This is a genomic window from Clostridium sp. AF29-8BH, from assembly GCF_003478145.1.
Taxonomy (GTDB): domain Bacteria; phylum Bacillota; class Clostridia; order Lachnospirales; family Lachnospiraceae; genus Otoolea; species Otoolea fessa.
In genome coordinates, this window is record NZ_QUEL01000007.1 from 1 (window position 1) to 18,026 (window position 18,026).

Below are 18,026 nucleotides of genomic sequence, written 5' to 3' on the forward strand. Positions count from 1 at the left end.
TGAATAATTTTCGAGCCGAGCCGACATAACCGGTGTAGCCTTCACGCAGTGAAGCTGTTGGAATAAATGCGACTTTCTTATTTTCAATTTCTTCCTTTATCAGACTTCCTACACTTGAAAAGTGCGAACATAAAAATAGTTTCATCAATATTCTCCTTTATAAATCCCGACTTGTTACTCACATTATATCATATTTTTTCTTCAGTTACATCCACCAAATTTTAGTACACTGCCATTCGGCTTGCTTCTGTAACCGACATCCGTTTAATCTTCTCCTGCATTGTTTCCTTTGTATCTTCATTGATTTCTATACGGATTTCCCTTATGTTTTGATTAAGAATACCCTCTCAATGTATGAAAGGCCGGTTCAATTATATGTGTCTATTTTAATTCTGGAAACAGTTTCTCCAATTCTTCATGAAATGTCCCATTCCTTAATGGTTTGCCGCAGCGTCTCGATGGTCTGCGTTTTCTGCTCATTGATGTTCCGGTTTACAGCCTGCATTTCTTCCTCGGTTGTAGTAGATTCCTGCCAGCCTCTGTTCACGATCATTTTTCTGGATCTTCTGTTGGTTCTGGAAGTCTCCGGCTGCTTTTCCTATAACGGTATGGGTTTCCGTCTGAAACTTCCGTTCCGGATTTTTCTTTGTGGATACAGAAAGCTCTTTTCCATTAATAGAACCGTTTATAACAACATATCTTTCACGCATTTACTCCGATAGTCACTCGGCGATATTTTGTATCTTTCTTTAAATGTTCGGTTAAACGTTCTTTGACTTTCAAATCCACTATCCAGTAGGAATCCGAATCACCAATGCTCAGATTTTACTTGAAACAACAACTTATTCCATCAATGAGATTTCTAAGATTGTCGGGTATGATAACCAGCTTTATTTCAGCCGACTCTTCCACAAGCTAAAAGGATATTCACCTAGAGAATACCAAAAGATAAGAAATAAGTTCTGAAAACCATAATATTATAAGAATCCAATTTATGTGAACTACTCGGTAACTAAGTTACCAGAGCATCTGAAATCTGGCGGGATACCGCCTTTTTTCAGGGTGCGTCCATGACACCACTACTGCTTACCTTTCGGCTATACAGCTACTTTTATTATTTCTGGATTCTTTAGTCCGGTTACGGACAGTTCTTTCTGTTTTCCGGATACGGAAAGATATTTACGCAGGATATTAAATGCTCCTACTGCATCCGCATTATTTTTTACTTTTAGGGCATTTCCAGAGCACTCGGTAACATGGATTATTTAAATAATGTGACATAGGACGCAATTTCCTATGAAACAAAAAGAGAGATGCCGTAAAGGTATCTCTCCCAAAATCATTACTTCTGATGACTGATAACCCATTGTAATATAGTCTCAAATCTTATTTTTCCCGCAGCTAAATCAAGACTTCCTCCCGCCGTTTCGATCAATCTAAATTGACATAGTAATAAAATTATATTCCGTTCATTTTCTTTCTTTCCAGTTTACCCCAGTTCAGTTTGTTCTTCTTGTATCCCACAAATGCAGTCACACGGACAAATGCCAGATAAAAGCGGAGAAAAGTTGTTTCAAAAAAACAAGCAGTAATAGCAAGGCTCAGTTCTCGAAAAGAAAGCCTCTGGTCAATGGTATAGATTCTTGAAAAATATGCAGTTAATGTGAGTAAAATACCATACAGGGCATAGCAGGCAAGAAATACCAGCATAAATTTCACATTTAGCATATCCATCATCACAGATAAAACCATTGTAAGTATACCAAAAAGTTCAATAAATGGTGACAATAATTCGTAAAACAGAAAATAAATATAGGATAAAAGTCCTACAGCTCCGTACCGTGGGTTTGCCAGCATTTTACGGTGTCCCCACATACACTGGAACAATCCTCTCTGCCATCTTTTCCGCTGCTTGCCCAATTCACTTAATTTTTCCGGTGTTTGCGACCAGCAGATGGCATCCTGTGCAAAATCAATCTTATATGGCTTACGATTCATGCGGCTGAATTCATGAAGTCTGACTACCAGTTCCATATCCTCGCCCATTGTACTGCTGTCATATCCGCCTACGGCAATCACTGTTTTTTTCTCAAATAATCCAAAAGCTCCGGATATGATCATGTTTGCATTGATTTTATCCAACAGGATACGTGCTGCCAGAAAAGAACGGTCATATTCCAGGGATTGCATTCTTGCTATTATATTTCTAGGCAGCCTATATTTTATCACATGACCTTTTTTTATGACAACACCATTGGCTGGACGGACACTTCCACCAACGGCTATTACATTTTCGTCCTCCAGAACCGGACGAACGATTTTCTCCAGTGAATCATGCTGTAAAATAGAGTCCGCATCCATACAGATAAACCAAGGATACCTGGCTGCATTGATTCCGGCATTTAGGCTGTCTGCTTTTCCGCCGTTCTTCTTACGGATCAAAGTAATGGGTACTTTCTGGTTCGGGCATTCATAAACATCTTCCTCGGGCTGACATTGGATTAGATGACGGATCGGGCGCGCCACTCGCTCCATATGAAATGCATCAATCAGGATCTGAGATGTTTTGTCTTTAGAACCATCATCTATCACTATAATTTCATATAGTTTATAATCCAGGTTGAGAAGTGAAGTAACTGTGTCCTTCACCGTGATCTCCTCATTATAAGCCGGAACAAGAATGGAAACCGGTATGTAATAGCTTTGCCACAGTTTATTGTGCAGCTGTTCAAGGTGGTATGATTTGTACAGTTCAATTGCTCCTGCTACAACCGACAAAAACAAAAAGCTGGAATATCCAATCAGATATATAATAAAAAACAGATTGACACATTCCAGAAAAAAACGAAATGCATCGGTCATAAACCCGCCCTCCTTTGTGCTTTTGCTGCATCTAACTGGTACTCTAACATTTCTTTTGCATAGCGGTCATTTCCCTGTAAAATATCAGCTAATGCGTCCCTATCTGTATTCAGAACTGCAAGGCTTTTTGCAGCATTATGACGGACATACCAGTTTTTACTGGAAATCTCTTTTTTCAAAATTTCCAGTGTCTGCGGTCCGGGATACATAGCAAGAGCGGAAATACAGGCATTCTGCAATTCCCAGACCCCTTCCTTTTCTTCTTTGGCGTGATGAAGCAAAAAAGAAACACTTCGTTCATCCTGATATCTGCCAAAATAGCGGACACATGCGATCTGAATTTCCCTATCCTGGCTTGTTTCCAACATAGACAGCATTTCATCCTTCCAGTTTGACGATGCATATCGAATATAATCCAACAGGTTTACCTGCATCCTTGGATGAAATTCACTCAATTTTTTCCAAAGGAGTGGTATCAGTTCTTCTTTTTTATCGAAGGAAAGAAGTCCATCTACAAGTATTTTTTTATGCGGAAGCAGCTGCTCATTTGCATTCAGGAATTCCAATGCCTGCATAACTGCGTGTATATCTTCTGAACTGTATAACGCCCGCAAAGCATTCTCTCTGCAATAGAGACTTTTATTTCTAAGCAGGTCAAAAAGAAATGGGAAAACAATTTCCTTAGCCTGGAATTTCGTCATATGAAATATGGCAAATACATAAGCCAAGCAGGCCTTTTCCATATCCGATTTTCTTTTATAAACCGGTATCAGTTCTTCCATCAGCCGACTTACAGATGCTATTCCCTGCTGGAATTGTTCCGGCATACGGTTTTCAACTTTATATAATGCTTCACTGAACGTCAGAAGTCTACTGGTTGACTGAAGCTCTTTAACCAGCCTTTTTTCCTGCTTTTTATTTTCCGTTATATTATCTAAAAACAGCTGTCTGTATTCTTCGCAATATCGTTGTTCCCTCCTTTTCAGAACACAGGAACGATATCTTGAAATTATCTCTGTGAAGCAGTTAAACAGAATAATCCCCACACAGACAATAAAATAAAAAACAATCACAAATTGTGCTATCATTCGTGTTCCTTTCCTGTCCAGTATGTCTTCAGAACCTGGTATGCTTCTTTTAATCTTTCATGGTAAGATACTGTATTTTCCCATCCTTTCAGTTTAAGCCGTCCCATCTCGATAGTATTTCCTTCTCTGCCAAGACCTATAAACATCTCTTTGATCCCCACTGCTTCAATGCCATAATTTCCGTCATAATAATCATCATGAATCTGCATTCGGGACGGATCAGAAAAATTCAGCAGCTGCCATGGGATTCTAATTTCCACATCATCTCCGTTACAGATAAAATCTGCCCTGGAATCATAAGCAGATGCAGATGGATTTCCATTACCATAATACAGCTTTCCACTTTCAAAGGTTCTTAACGGTGTGGCAACATCCTGATACTGACCAATAACATCCCGTAATACCATGCAGATATTTTCGAATACAGCGCTATCCCGAGCCGGTGGATCAATATAAGAATCTTCTCCTGTAATATCTTCCTCATAATTGGCATGAATGGGATTATACCGATCCTGAACCAACAGACGAGTATTATCTTTTCCATTTAAGATCAGTACAAAATCTGTAGGTCTTTCAAATTCTGCTGTACAATTTTCCATACGGGTACTGCCTGTTTTAGGGGTCGTATCAACCGGAACATACAGCGTGTCATTTTCCAGATCAAAGCCCTTTTTATGGAGATATAAATAAACATCGGAGGCATCATACTTCACACTGATGAAAGAGCCGTCTTCATATTGGATCACCATATCTTTATCCGTCCATTCGGAAGTATCCCCGTCCACGTAACAAACACTTTCTTTTTCCCCACAGTCAAATGCCAGCAAGCCAAAATGCTGGTCATTTGTCTGAGCATCTTCCCAGTAAATATTACGGCTTAAATCTACAGCATACATGGTATTCCAGGTATGCTTGAACCATTCATCCTGCCAGGAATAGACACAGCCTCCGGAAAGTCCGGCAGCCATAATGTCTTCATAACAATCTACCAGAATCTTTCCCTGTTCTTTTTCAGAATAGTATCCAAGTCCTCTGCTGGTCACCTGATTCTCCTGAATCTCACCTCGTCCTGTGGCTGCACCAAATTCAACAGCCAAAACCGGCATTGTATGATGTTCGTTTAAAAGTCTTAAATATGCCCGATAAGTATTCCGTTTTCCGTCAGGAGTGATACAGTCACTAAAGTCAATCTTTTTATCAGACAAGCTGTTCCATGTTGTGTATTCCATACAGGAAAGGTAATCCTGATCATATGGAGATGCACTGTAGCTGGCAAACTGACCTGATATAAATTTATCAGTTGCAGTTATATGTTCTGCGTCGATCCGGGCACATTTTCGGAAATATTCTGCAATCTCTTTAGGATAATCAAAGGGATCTGTTGCATTTCCACTGGAAAAGGAGAGCAGACGCTGCTCATCATATCTTGTTGATTCATAGTACAGCATCCTGTCACCTGTTTCTGCAAGCAGGGATTCAAAGGCAGAAGCATCTTTTGAAGCAGTAAGATAGGTTCCTTTATACGGTTCCATATCCGGATATTTCTCATCTGTATATGCAACGGTTGTATCTTCCCATCCATTTCCGATAATATATCCCAGCACCCATTTCGAGACATCGTGTAAATAAAGTCCTGTACTTGTATCTGCATCATTATTGATGATAAGTCGTTTTCCATGGATCACATCTACAGTGACCAGGCAATTATCCAGAAGCTTTCCTGCAAAGGAGTCGGCATATGCATCCACTCGGGAGTTCTGTATATAATCATTTACCCAGATTCCCTGAAGTAAATATAACGGCTCCTCATGTTGGGAATTGTATTCATAGAACGCTTTATAAAAAGACGGATTCTGGACAGAATAGACTCTCAGCGTATTTGCTCCTGCTTCCTGGATCAGCTGAAACCAGCGCAGATAGGTTTCTTTGGTGATCGCATAATCGGTAGACCATTCACCTGGAATACCGCTTCCCATGTCAATTCCTCTGACTTCAAATGGTTTCCACTTATCTTTGTCCTTTATAAGTATCTCTTTATTCTCAGTCCGGACAAATGTGTTTACATGATTGTCCCGGCCTGAGTCTACATAAAATCCGCCATAAAACACAGCTATAAATCCAATAAATACAAGCAGAATGATGGCAGATATACTGATAATAAATCGTTTCATATTTTAATCATTAACCTCATTATACTGCTTTACACGGGAGGATGCTGAATACTGACGCAGAGTCTCAATGTTTTCATCCAGCCATTTTCCTCTGTTTCGCAAGTAACCTTTTAATTGTCCTTCAGCGGCAGATCTGCTGTCAAGATTTCTCGATACCGGAACCAGAAGTCCCTTTGCCTGCTGTTCCACACTTCCCCATCGTGCATCGTTTCTTGCAAGAGCTGGTGCGATAAAATCAAGGGTTTCATCGATATAACGATAAAGTGATTCTTCACTTAACAGACCTTTTCGCAGGGAATGATATCGCTGGATGATCCGTTCAGTAAAATCCTCATCTTTAATAAGCATTTCAAACCATAATCGGTTGTTCAGGAAAAATCCTGTATAAGGAAGTTCCTCCTCGAAATAGTTATTGCAGGCATTATTAAAATCCCATACACACATACGATACAGATTGTCGGTTCCCTTATAAATATAAGTGGAATAGTTTCCGGCATCTGCATTACTGGAAAGCTCATTGATTATAAAGTAATCTACAAAGCTGTCTACATCTATCATAGAAGTGTAGCCATGTTTTTCCCTGTCATAATCATATGAATACAGAGTTTTTTCAAAATTTGAAAAATCCTGTCGGATTTCTTCTGTCAGTCTGGCATCCCTGTTCCTGTTTCCGGGATATTCTATCTGCAGCAGGAAGGGGGTTTTGTAGGTATACGTTGTAAAGCTGTTTAAAGCTTCTTCGCCCGCATGCTGATGATCCAGGCGAAGCAGGTATCCGGAAAATGTGCTGCGCTTGGCATTTACACGAAGTCCCAGCCTGGCGCCATCTTTTCCGCCGGTTATCATTTCAGTCATTACATATAGACCTTCATATTCACCATTAAGAATTACTTCGCAGAATCTTACATTTGGCGCATAAGACATCATTTCTCCGGCAAGATTGTAAAACATATAATTTCGTATGGCTGTTTTATCGAGCCAGGGACCGTATAATACCCATTCATGGTGCGCATCCATTCCCATAATGGAAAGCGAATTGTTTTCCCCTTTTTTATCTACAAGTCTGATGGCATAGCTTGGCTTATCAAACTTTCTTGAGGAATTACCTCTCATTCGTATACGGATTTCAGAAGAGACATCTGCCGTTTCATTTGCATGATGGTACTCTTTGCTGTCATTCCCAATTATATCCATCTGAGCAGCAATTGTAGTTTCCCCATCCGTAGCGCGTGTATAAATGCGGTTGTTTCCATCATCCTTAATGGGTCTTCCCGGGATTTCTATCCCATCTGTATCAATTTTGACAATCGGAAGATATGTACACAGACCGCCATCCGCAGGATCCGTACATGGTTCCTGGGGAATTTCCTGTTCATGCTGATGAATTCTCTCTGTTTTTCGGTAGTCCTTATAAGACAATGGCGCAAAAACGGCAATCAGGATAACCGCAAAGCAGCATATAAATCCTATTATTTTATATTTCATATCAGTTATAAATCTCATCGCTTTGAGCTACAATATTAACACTTTCGATTTGTCCAAGGTTATAGAAATCATCTGTTAAAGCCGGATACTGTTTCTGAACTTTCTCCAGTATTTTTCTGGATAATTCATAAATGTACTCAGCATTTTCCTCTGTCGTATTTTTTACCCGAAGAACGACACCAGTCCCAAAATAACGAAAGACCTGAGATTCTATATTTTCACAGCGGCTTCTTTTTGCACGGATGATCAAAAGCATACGGTTATCACTGCGAATCGCTCCCATGATAAGAAAAATAAGAAAAATAGCAGAACTGCCTACTGCAGCAACCAGATAATCTCCAACTCCACAGCATATTCCCACAATAATCGTCCAGAAAATATATACAGTATCTCTGGAATCTTTTATTGCAGTTCGAAAACGCACAATAGATAATGCACCGACCATACCAAGCGACAATGCAATATTGTTTCCTATGACAGTCATAACTGTTCCTGTCATAACCGTCAGAACGATCAGTGTTACTCCAAATTTTTTGCTGTAAATCGTTCCCTTATGTGAAATCACATATGAAATAAAAATAAACAGACCAATGACAGCACTTACCAGAATATGCATTATAATTTGCTGCCAGGTCATATCCCCCTGTTGGGCAAGCAGGTTATAAATCGTCTCTTTCATTTCCTTTCCTCCTAAAACCTGTAGTTACAGCCAATTTGTCTTGCCATACAATATTTGCTCACGGAAAGCTCGCTTTTCTGAACGGGCAGAAGCATATGCTTGATATAGCTTAACAAAAAGCCATTGTATTTTACTTCCAGCACTACAGCAAAAGGCGACATTACACTGTTTAACACCAGATTTCTATCAAACACATTAAAATTCACTTCATTAGCCCGTATTCTGGAATCAAAGGTTATTCGAATAGAGTTTTCTGGCGCGATAAATGCAAATCTGTCATATTCTACAACTGTTTTAGGACGGTATGCCCACATTTCCATAATTGAATAACATTCCTGTCCAAACTCACTGCCACTGTTTAAAAGTACAGAATAATCACCCTCAATGAGAGCCTGCGCTTCCTTTCTGGATAATCTTAATGACCGCTTTCGCTGATATGGTCCCTGCTTCTGCTTCATTTCAAACAGTGCAAAATCCGCATCAGGACTATATACCCGCAAACGAAACTTTCTTCTTAACTCCAGACCATCTTCTTTTTCCTGAAAATCCCGATTTGACAAAGAATCAAAGTACAAAGAACGTACCTGGTAACCATCTGGTCCATTATGTAAATCGGTATGAACCACATTTGACAGATAATTCCGGAGTTTTAAAGCTTCTGCCTGATTCAGCAGAAATTTCTTTTCTTCTCGCAGTACATCGCGCACAGTATTATTTCCTCCTGCTTTTGCTTTTTAGTAAATCCAACTCTATAGTATACATCCAAAAAATTCTTCTGTCTAGAATACAACTTCATACTATACAATGACCTCTCAGTTACTATTCAGGGGTTAGCTGGACTTGAGGAAACCGATGGTGTAGACTGATAACAGTCAAAGCCATCGGGTAAGCTCATCTGTATTTGTTTTCCATTTTGGGGAACATATCCAAAATACATTCCACTGACATTAACCCTTTTTGCGGATAACTGCTTTTGGAATTCTTGTAACCCACTTTATTCCACTATTTATGAAATTTCCAAAATGGAGCGATTTGAAAATGTACTTTATTCTGTTTCGAAATAAAGTACATTCTGAAATAAAGTGCATTTTGAAATTTTTGTACTTTATGCTATAATCCTTGTATCTAAGCCATTTATTAACCACTAACTATAAAGTACAAAATTTTTTACTTTTAAATTTTTCGATGAAAAAGGCTAATTTCGTACTTTATTAAAAAAGCAAAAAAGGCATCGTACAAAAATTTTAAAAGTTGAACACTTGAATTTCTCACAGTTTTCACAGAAAGGAAATGTTTATGATAAAAGGAACCTTATATGGCGTAGGAGTAGGTCCGGGCGATCCGCGGCTCATGACGTATCTGGCAGTTGACACGATTCAGAAGTGCCCGGTGATTGCGGTACCGGCGGATGGAAAGGAAAATGCAGTTTCCTATAAAATTGCCAGTGGGATCGTGGAAAATCTGGATGAAAAGGAATGCTTAAACCTCACTACTCCGATGACAAAAGATAAAGCTGTTTTAAATGCAGCATACCAGGCTGCCTCGGATCAGATTATAAAGCAGCTGGAACAGGGGAAGGATGTTGCCTGCCTCACGCTCGGAGATCCGACGATTTACAGTACCTATATTTATATCCATCGAATTGTAAAAGCACATGGTTATGCAACTGAAATCATCAATGGCATTCCGTCCTTCTGCGCGGTCAGCGCCAAGCTTCAGGACAGTCTTGTCGACCGCTCAGAACAGCTTCATATTATTCCGTCCACTTATGATATTGAGGCGGCGCTGGAACTTCCAGGTACCAAGGTTCTGATGAAAGCAGCTTCCAAGATGCCGCTTGTCAAGGCGACCCTGAAAGAAAAGCATATGACAGGTACCATGATCGAAAATTGCGGTATGCCAGAGGAGCATATTTATCATAAAATCGATGAAATTCCAGATCGGGCAAGTTATTATTCGATTATTGTCGTGAAGGAAGGGAACCATGATTGAATTAAAGCATCTGACAAAAAAATACGATCATTTTCTGGCGGTCGAGGATCTGAACCTGAAAATTGAGACAGGCGAGTTCTTTGGGCTTTTGGGACCGAATGGTGCCGGAAAAACGACCACCATCGGAATGCTCTCCACTCTCCTGCTTCCGACTTCGGGTGAAATCTGGATCAACGGAGAGCTGCTGACCCGTCAGAAAAATCAGCTGAAACAAAAACTCAGTGTCGTTACGCAGGAATACTCGATGCGTCAGGATATGACGATGAACGAGATTATGGAATATCAGGGACGTCTTTATTATATGCCGATCAAAAAGATTCGGGAGCGGTCAGAGGAATTGCTGGAATTCTGCGGGTTGATCGATTATCGGAAGAGAACCGTCCGAAAGCTTTCCGGAGGCATGAAGCGGAAGCTGATGGTCTGCCGGGCACTTTTAACAGAACCGGAAATCCTTCTTCTGGATGAACCGACTGCAGGGATGGATGCATTTGCCCGCCGTCAGATGTGGAATCTTCTGAAAAAGCTGAATCAGCAAAAGCTTACCATTCTTCTGACAACGCATTATATGGAGGAAGCAGAAACGCTTTGTGACCGTGTCGGCTTTATGTGCGGTGGACGTCTGGAGGAAACAGATGCTCCGGGGCATATGATAGAGACGCTGGGGCGGTATGCGGTTGATGAGACTTCACCAGATGGGCTGAAATCACACTATTTTCATGGAAAGGAGGAGGCAATTCAGTATTTGTCCGCGTCAGAACAGGAAACAGCGCTTCGCAGTACGACATTGGAAGATGTATTTCTGGAGACAATCGGGCAGCAGCTGGAATGCCGGTAAAAATGGGTATTCTTACTGTGTTATGGGAAAAATGGGTAGAATTCCGGCGGGATTTTTATAAAATCACGCTGGCTGCCATGATTGCCCCTCTTTTATATATTCTGGTGTTTGGTCTTGGAATCCAGACCATGTCGCACGGACAATCGTATCTGAACTTTCTGATTCCGGGAGTGGTTGCCCTGACGACCATGAACGGCAGTTTCAATGCTATCGCCCAGAATTTAAACGTCCAGAGATTGTACGAAAAAGCATTTGACCAGGTCATCATCTCTCCTACCCCGCTGTGGCAGTTCATCGCGGGACAGATCATCGGCGGAAGTCTCCGGGGATTATATGCGGGAGCCGTGATTATTCTTCTGATTTTGCCGATCGGAACGGGGCTCTGTTTTAACGGCTGGTCGTTCCTTCTAATGTTTTTAAACGGATCTGTGTTTTCCACAATTGGAGTTGTGGTATCTTTTTATGCCAAAAACCATGCCGATGTGCCGCGCTTTTCGAATTACGTGATTATGCCGATGGCATATCTGTGCAATACATTCTTTTCAGCCCGGAGTATGCCGGATGGTCTGCGCCAGGTGATTGAATATCTGCCGTTATCGCAGACCAGTGCGGCGCTTCGCAGCATCGCCAATCATGAGGCATTTTCTTATACAACGATTGGGATCCTGCTTCTGTATCTGGCGTGTTTTTCGGTTGCTGCGTCCTGGTTTCTGTATAAGAAAAAGAATTTATAAACACAGGGGAAGGAGTTTTCTGTCTATGAAAAAAATAGGTTTCATTCTTCTGGGAATCATTTGTATCTTATTTAGCAGCCGGTGGACGTTGACGGCACAGGCAGGTGCTGGAACGCTACTTTCCCTGGAGGATGGTGAATATGCCATCGAGGTAACGATGACCGGAGGAAGCGGAAAGGCTTCGATCCAAAGTCCTGCTCTTCTGACGGTGACAGATGGAACGGCATACATATCCATCACATGGAGCAGTTCCAATTATGATTACATGGTGGTAGATAATAGAAAATACGAGAATGAAAGTGCCAAGGACGCAAATTCTCATTTTACGATCCCTGTTTTGGATCTGACAAAAGAACTTACAGTCAGGGCGGATACACTGGCGATGGGAACGCCTCATGAAATCGAATATACCCTTCAATTCAATACTACGTCGATTGCGTCTAAGAGCACACTTCCGCAGGAAGGGGCGAAACGTGTGCTGATGATGGCAGCCGTTATTATTATCGGTGGCGGGATTCTGAATCATATCGTAAATGAACGCCGGAAGCGGGATTATACGGGGAAACGCCGGACTTAAATTAAAAGGGATTCGTAACTGTTCAGTACCTTCACAGTCACGCGCAGTAAATGCGCAGACCTACTGAACAGTTACAGGGATTCTTCTTTAAAAACCAGATTCGGGAGCATCCCCTTTCAATGCCTTTATCTTATTTATTATTCAGCCTGCTTTTGTACATAAAACAGGCGAGAATCAAAGTCGCAGCTCTCTCTTCTACCATCCATATACTGTCCGGAAGAGGCGTCACTGGTAATCAGTCCTAAATTCATCAGTTCGTCACCATAGTGGGTGCTTACGGCACTTTCATGTCCTTCTGTATATTCCGTGACATTGTAAAGATCGGATTCTTCCAGTCCCTGTAAATACAGCCGCGTAAACGGACCATTGGCGACATTCAGTGTCCGGTACCAGCCGACCAGGGCTTCTGTGCGGTCTTCACTGACTGCCATCCAGGCAGTGATATTGTTTTCAAACGGACTGGAAAGTCTGTAAAAAGTACCATACTGAATCAGGGACCGGTGCTGTTTCATAAAGGCGGTCTGAATTTTTAATTCAGATAGCTCATCTTCTCCGAGCTGTGCCAGATCCAGTTCATAGCCGAACGTTCCGAAGAACGCGGTATTGGCACGTGTCCAAAGAGGTGTCTGACGATGAAGCTGATGGTTCGGAGAAGCAGATACATGGGATCCCATCGAGCTGATCGGGTAACCATAGGAAGTACCGTATTGAATCCGCAGGCGTTCAATCGCATCTGTATCATCACTGATCCATCCCTGCGGTGCGTAATACAGCATACCTGCATCAAAACGCGCTCCGCCGCTGGCGCACGATTCGAACAGAATGTCCGGAAAGCGTGTGGTCAGCCGCTCATACATCTGATAAACACCCAGAATGTAGCGGTGAAATACTTCTCCCTGCTGTCTGGCGGAAACTCCTCTGCTCCATACATCACTGAGACTTCGGTTCATATCCCACTTGATATAGGAAATGGAGGTGCCTTCCAGAATCGATGCAATCTTTTCATAGATGTAATCAAGGATCTCCTGCCGGGAAAAATCCAATACATACTGGTAACGTCCGTGACAAGGCGTTCGCCCTGGAATCTGGAGGATCCAATCCGGATGCGTGCGGAATAAATCGGAATCGGCATTTACCATCTCCGGTTCGATCCAGAGACCAAACTTCATGCCGAGCGCTTCTATCTTCTGTGCCAGTCCGGAAAGACCGTTTGGCAGACGGTCGCGGTTTGCCTCCCAGTCGCCCAGTCCGGCTTTTGAGCTGCTTCTGGCACCAAACCAGCCGTCATCTAAAACAAACAGCTCTATGCCGCATTTCTGCGCTCTGGAAGCCAGCTGTAGAAGTTTTTCTTCGGTAAAATTGAAGTAAGTTGCCTCCCAGTTATTGATCAGGATTGGGCGCTCGCGATCACGCCAGTACCCCCTTGCCAGTCGGCGCCGGTACAGCCGGTGTAAAGTCTGGCTCATGTCGTTAAGTCCCTGAGAGGAGTAAACAAGCACTGCCTCCGGAGTCTGGAAGCTTTCACCAGGGTTCAGCTCCCAGCTAAAGCCAAACGGATTAATTCCTATCATAAGACGGGTGGTTCCATGTGACTCCACTTCTGCCTGAGCCAGAAAATTACCGCTGTAAATCAAGCTGCAGCCAATGGCTTCTCCCTGAAATTCGTCAGCCGAAGGGCGTTTTAAAATAATGAACGGATTCTGCTCATGGGAAGAATGTCCCCGGGTGCTGTCAATCGCCTGAATGCCATACTCAAGCCTGCGTGTGTGGAGTGCGCGCTCTCTCGCCCATGCCCCAGAAAACTGCATCCACTCATAATCGTGGTCAGGAAGATCCAGGCAAAGACTCATCGCGGTCTGAACCTGTACAGAAATGTCTCCCTGATTGGAAATAGAAGCACTTCGGGCAATGACACCGCCCTCGACAAATATTGTATATAAAAGATGCAGCTCCAGATTAGTATGGGTATCTTTTAACGTAATAATAAGAGTTTCAGCTTCCCCGTCCTGTTCAGTATAAGTAGCGGGAAGTCCCGGCAGTTTTGGCTTTCCGGATGTAACCTGATATCCAGTAAATTGAAAATCTGAATAGGTACTTCCATCATTCTGGAGAATCTCTACTGCCGGATGCCGGTAATCACCGCTTCCGTAAGTACCGTACTCCAGCTTAATATGTCCAAGTGAAAAGGTGCGATCGTTTTCATAGAGATAAGATGCCATGTCTCTGGGAGCTAATTCAAGAAGGTATGAGAAATCTTCCTTGTCACGAATCTTTTTCCCATAATACAGCTGTCCCATATGTCCGTTTGGAAGAACCATCATGATATAGCTGATGGTCTGGTTATATAAATGAAATATCTTCGATGATTCGTGATATACAATACTCATATCCTTATTTCCTCCTGTTCATCTGTCGCTTGTCATTTAATCAGATATAGACTGCTTGCTAAACTTTATTCTACCAGAAAATAGATTAAATGAACAGACTACGGACAGGAATATGGAAAATTCTATAAATTTGATTCTGTCTCTGTTATCGGTTGTGTGTACGTGTATGTGAACGGTAACGATTTATTTATAATAACGAATGGTCAGGTAATGCCCTGCGTCAATATGGTCATCCGAAAGACTGTTCATCTGGCGCAGCTCCCGTACATACTCTTCAACTGACTCCTCCGAATCTGCACAATATGTCTGAGCAATGCTCCAGAGCGTATCTCCATCTTTCAGATGAATACTGGTATAGTACTTTTCCGGTCTAGTATCTGCTTCTTCCTCAGCCATCACATACATCAGACTCCGTCCAAAAAAGCCCGAAAGCAGCATGATGAAAACAACAGCTAAAACCATAACACCTTTTTTCAACGTATACATTTGCAATCTTCTCCTCTCGTGTTTTGTTGGAATCGTCTTTTTGTATTCAAATCTGTTCTTAAAGAATGAGAAGAGATTTGAATATTATAAAAATGTCAGGAACATTTGTTCTGTATGATTACATTATACGATACGAACAAATGTTTGTCAATGATTTTGAAAGAAAAAAACAAACATTTGTTCGCAGTTTGCTACTGTTCCCGCATACGTGCCCAGTAACGAAATTTTCCGTGTCTTCGCATTTAAATACGGCAAATTTCTGTTGCCACCACCTTTTCTTACGGTATTTTCGGTTTCAAAAGTGACGTAAGAAAACGCGGCTTTGCTCGTAAGCAGCAGACACCTGCTCCCTATAAAAATCTAAATACTTTAGGTATATAGATTTTATAGGAAATCATACATATTGCACAAAACTGCGCTGCTATTTCTGGCAAATATGACCACAAAAGTCGATGAAACTATTCGCGAAAGCATCCTTTCACGAATAGTTGATAGTTTCATTCCTATTTTTACTATCAAAATCATAATCTATGTATAACAATAATCATGTATAACATATATATAACATACCACAGAATCAGATTGACGCCATTGTGGTTTCATGATAATCTATATACATAAAATAAAGTATGACGCAATTTGAAATTTCAGTTTAAATCGAACGTTATAAGACTTGGCGCATGATCTTTGCAAAGCACTTCTTTGAAATCAGTTTGATAAGCAGAGTATTATCTCGCGTAACTGTCTACATGAGTATGAACAGTTACCATCTCGCAGCAAGAATGTCAGGGTATTAAACAAACAGGTAACTGTTCAGTACCTTCACAGTCACACGCAAAAATCCATTAAAAATTACCTACGGCAATGGGATTTTTGCCTGCTGACCCATGTTTTCGTACGGTCAGCGCAGTAAATGCGCAGACCTACTGAATAGTTGCATAAACAGTTACAAAAAAATAGATTGGAGAATATAGAATATGGGAGAAATTAAACAGGCAAACTTTCGAATCGATTCCGATACAGCGGATGCTTTCCGTGCATTTTGCGAACAAAAAGGAATGAACCAGGCCCAGGGCTTTGATCATGTGATGCAGGTGTTTGAGTTAAATCAAGCCAAATCCTCAATCCCGGGGAGAAGTGTCGAGATTGAGGAGTTTGAAACCATGGTTAAGTCCATCACCTCCGCATATCTGTATAGCTTGGAATTGAACCAGAATGCAGAAGCCAGAGCACGGGAGGAGTTCTCTTCTGAACTCCAGAGAAAAGAACTGCGCCTCACAGAGTTACAGAAAAAAGTAGAACAACTTCAAGCAGAAAAGAAAAAAATGGATGCGGAGTCCGCTTTGCTGACCAAGCAGGAACAGACACTCACCGAACAGCTAGAATCGCTCAGAAAAGGTGCTGCTGACCAGGAGCAGATCAACCAGATGCTGAAGGAGAAACTAGAAGAGGCACAAAATCAGCTGAAGAAAAATGAACATTCAAAAGAATCAGAAGAAATGCTTAAGAATGAGCTTTTACAATGCAAACAGGAGCTTCATGATACGGTACTTGCTCTCTCTCACTCTCAGAAGGAACAGGAGGTAAAGTCAGAGTCCTATCAGCATGCATCCGATCGGATTCTGGCACTTGAAACTGAAAATAAAGAACTACAGCAGAAACTCACAGGACTTACCCAGGAATTATCAAAACAAAAAGCAGATGCTGATATGGGTCTTCAGCAATGCAAAGCCCAGGGGGAGCTTACGATGGAGCGCGCACTATTCAAAAAAGAACGGGAAATGCAGGAACTCCTTCGTCAGGCAGACAAAGAAAATGCCCGTTTGGAAGTGCTGCTTGAGCAGGCAAGAGAACAGCTTAAAAAAGAAAACATTGATAAAGACGAACAATAGTTTGCATTTTGCCCGAACATATGTTACTATATATAATATAATAAGGGCTTACTATAGGCCAGACCTTTCAGTGATTCAGCTGCTGGTCCCATCAGGTGGGCGTTCGACTTGTATCCTGCCAGAATCACTGTATATCCGATATTAAAAACATTTTATATACTTCATCGACAGGAGGAATCTATATGGCACAGGGACGTATTACAGATAAACAGAAAGAGATCTTGGAATTTATTAAAGCATGCATTTTAAAGAAAGGTTATCCGCCGACGGTACGTGAAATTTGTGAAAAGGTACAGCTTAAGTCTACCTCTTCTGTCCACTCTCATCTGGAACAGCTTGAGAAGAACGGATATATTCACCGGGATCCGACAAAACCGAGAGCCATCGAGATCGTTGATGACACCTTTAACCTGTCCCGCCGCGAACTGGTGAATGTACCCCTTATCGGTACTGTAGCAGCCGGTGCGCCGATTCTGGCTGATGAGAATGTGGAGAACTATTTCCCGATTCCGGCAGAACTGCTTCCGAACAGCGAAACTTTTATGCTGAAGGTCCGCGGCAATAGTATGATCGATGTGGGCATCTATGACGGAGATCGTGTTATCGTGGAACAGACCAGTGTCGCAGAGAATGGCGAGATCGTGGTTGCACTCATCGATGATTCAGCTACCGTTAAGCGTTTCTTCAAGGAGAACGGTCACTATCGTCTCCAGCCAGAGAATGCAACCATGGATCCGATTATTGTGGATAAAGTACAGATTCTTGGCAAAGTAATCGGTCTGCTGCGCCTTATGCGGTAACCTCTTGGTTTACTGACGCTTACCTTTTGCTTATTATC

General features: G+C 41.8%; 16 protein-coding genes and 2 pseudogenes. 7 read left to right on the forward strand and 11 right to left on the reverse strand.

Annotated elements, in window-relative coordinates; genetic code table 11:
- The 3 genes and pseudogenes from DWZ16_RS06240 to DWZ16_RS06250 all read right to left on the reverse strand — a co-directional run.
- Positions 1-145 (reverse strand): annotated as a pseudogene (locus tag DWZ16_RS06240) (peptidase E); the annotation flags it as partial.
- A 270-nt stretch (positions 146-415) separates the two neighbouring features.
- On the reverse strand, positions 416-553 hold the full coding sequence (locus tag DWZ16_RS15415) for a hypothetical protein (protein ID WP_181357141.1): 138 nt from the start codon (positions 551-553) through the stop codon (positions 416-418).
- A 132-nt stretch (positions 554-685) separates the two neighbouring features.
- Positions 686-796: pseudogene (locus DWZ16_RS06250) on the reverse strand (AraC family transcriptional regulator); the annotation flags it as partial.
- Between the two features lie 11 nt (positions 797-807).
- On the opposite strand from DWZ16_RS06250, the gene DWZ16_RS06255 reads away from it, so the two are divergent.
- Positions 808-966 (forward strand): helix-turn-helix domain-containing protein, encoded by a 159-nt coding sequence (locus tag DWZ16_RS06255; protein ID WP_333489807.1) that lies wholly within the window; start codon positions 808-810, stop codon positions 964-966.
- Positions 967-1,458: 492 nt separating this feature from the next.
- Here the strand turns inward: DWZ16_RS06255 and DWZ16_RS06265 are convergent, their stop codons facing one another.
- From DWZ16_RS06265 to DWZ16_RS06290, 6 genes are all read right to left on the reverse strand, one after another.
- On the reverse strand, positions 1,459-2,862 hold the full coding sequence (locus tag DWZ16_RS06265) for a glycosyltransferase family 2 protein (protein WP_118522468.1): 1,404 nt from the start codon (positions 2,860-2,862) through the stop codon (positions 1,459-1,461).
- On the reverse strand, positions 2,859-3,437 hold the full coding sequence (locus DWZ16_RS15340; protein WP_147353096.1) for a HEAT repeat domain-containing protein: 579 nt from the start codon (positions 3,435-3,437) through the stop codon (positions 2,859-2,861). Before DWZ16_RS15340 ends, DWZ16_RS06265 begins: the two co-directional genes overlap by 4 nt.
- A 509-nt stretch (positions 3,438-3,946) precedes the next feature.
- Entirely contained in the window at positions 3,947-6,121 is a 2,175-nt protein-coding gene (locus DWZ16_RS06275; protein ID WP_118522469.1) for a hypothetical protein, read from the reverse strand.
- Positions 6,122-6,124: 3 nt separating this feature from the next.
- The gene (locus DWZ16_RS06280; RefSeq protein WP_118522470.1) at positions 6,125-7,624 is read right to left on the reverse strand and encodes a CotH kinase family protein; all 1,500 of its coding nucleotides are present in this window, start codon (positions 7,622-7,624) and stop codon (positions 6,125-6,127) included.
- A complete protein-coding gene (locus DWZ16_RS06285) occupies positions 7,608-8,285 on the reverse strand; it encodes a DUF4956 domain-containing protein (RefSeq protein ID WP_118467686.1) in 678 nt (225 codons plus the stop codon). Before DWZ16_RS06285 ends, DWZ16_RS06280 begins: the two co-directional genes overlap by 17 nt.
- 11 nt (positions 8,286-8,296) lie before the next feature.
- Positions 8,297-8,992, reverse strand: a complete 696-nt coding sequence (locus DWZ16_RS06290; RefSeq protein WP_118467688.1) for a polyphosphate polymerase domain-containing protein — start codon at positions 8,990-8,992, stop codon at positions 8,297-8,299.
- Between the two features lie 589 nt (positions 8,993-9,581).
- Between DWZ16_RS06290 and cobI the strand changes: the two genes are divergently transcribed.
- Genes cobI through DWZ16_RS06310 form a run of 4 tightly spaced genes read left to right on the forward strand, consistent with a single transcriptional unit; the run spans position 9,582 to position 12,423 of the window.
- Positions 9,582-10,277: a precorrin-2 C(20)-methyltransferase gene (gene cobI / locus DWZ16_RS06295; RefSeq protein WP_333489804.1), complete on the forward strand. Its 696-nt coding sequence runs from the start codon at positions 9,582-9,584 to the stop codon at positions 10,275-10,277.
- Positions 10,270-11,112: an ABC transporter ATP-binding protein gene (locus tag DWZ16_RS06300; RefSeq protein ID WP_118491399.1), complete on the forward strand. Its 843-nt coding sequence runs from the start codon at positions 10,270-10,272 to the stop codon at positions 11,110-11,112. The genes cobI and DWZ16_RS06300 overlap by 8 nt, the downstream gene beginning before the upstream one ends.
- Positions 11,103-11,846 (forward strand): ABC transporter permease, encoded by a 744-nt coding sequence (locus DWZ16_RS06305; RefSeq protein WP_243021941.1) that lies wholly within the window; start codon positions 11,103-11,105, stop codon positions 11,844-11,846. The genes DWZ16_RS06300 and DWZ16_RS06305 overlap by 10 nt, the downstream gene beginning before the upstream one ends.
- A 25-nt stretch (positions 11,847-11,871) precedes the next feature.
- Positions 11,872-12,423, forward strand: a complete 552-nt coding sequence (locus DWZ16_RS06310; RefSeq protein WP_118522471.1) for a hypothetical protein — start codon at positions 11,872-11,874, stop codon at positions 12,421-12,423.
- A 137-nt stretch (positions 12,424-12,560) separates the two neighbouring features.
- Here DWZ16_RS06310 and DWZ16_RS06315 read toward each other — a convergent pair whose 3' ends face one another.
- Both DWZ16_RS06315 and DWZ16_RS06320 read right to left on the reverse strand, forming a co-directional pair.
- A complete protein-coding gene (locus tag DWZ16_RS06315; protein WP_118522472.1) occupies positions 12,561-14,810 on the reverse strand; it encodes an alpha-galactosidase in 2,250 nt (749 codons plus the stop codon).
- Positions 14,811-14,993: 183 nt separating this feature from the next.
- Positions 14,994-15,296 carry a LysM peptidoglycan-binding domain-containing protein gene (locus DWZ16_RS06320; RefSeq protein ID WP_022359414.1) on the reverse strand — a complete coding sequence of 101 codons (303 nt, stop codon included), beginning with the start codon at positions 15,294-15,296 and terminating at the stop codon, positions 14,994-14,996.
- A gap of 977 nt (positions 15,297-16,273) precedes the next feature.
- On the opposite strand from DWZ16_RS06320, the gene DWZ16_RS06325 reads away from it, so the two are divergent.
- Both DWZ16_RS06325 and lexA read left to right on the forward strand, forming a co-directional pair.
- Positions 16,274-17,188 carry a hypothetical protein gene (locus DWZ16_RS06325; RefSeq protein ID WP_118522473.1) on the forward strand — a complete coding sequence of 305 codons (915 nt, stop codon included), beginning with the start codon at positions 16,274-16,276 and terminating at the stop codon, positions 17,186-17,188.
- A gap of 182 nt (positions 17,189-17,370) precedes the next feature.
- A complete protein-coding gene (gene lexA / locus DWZ16_RS06330) occupies positions 17,371-17,988 on the forward strand; it encodes a transcriptional repressor LexA (protein WP_022359416.1) in 618 nt (205 codons plus the stop codon).
- Positions 17,989-18,026 lie beyond the last annotated feature (38 nt).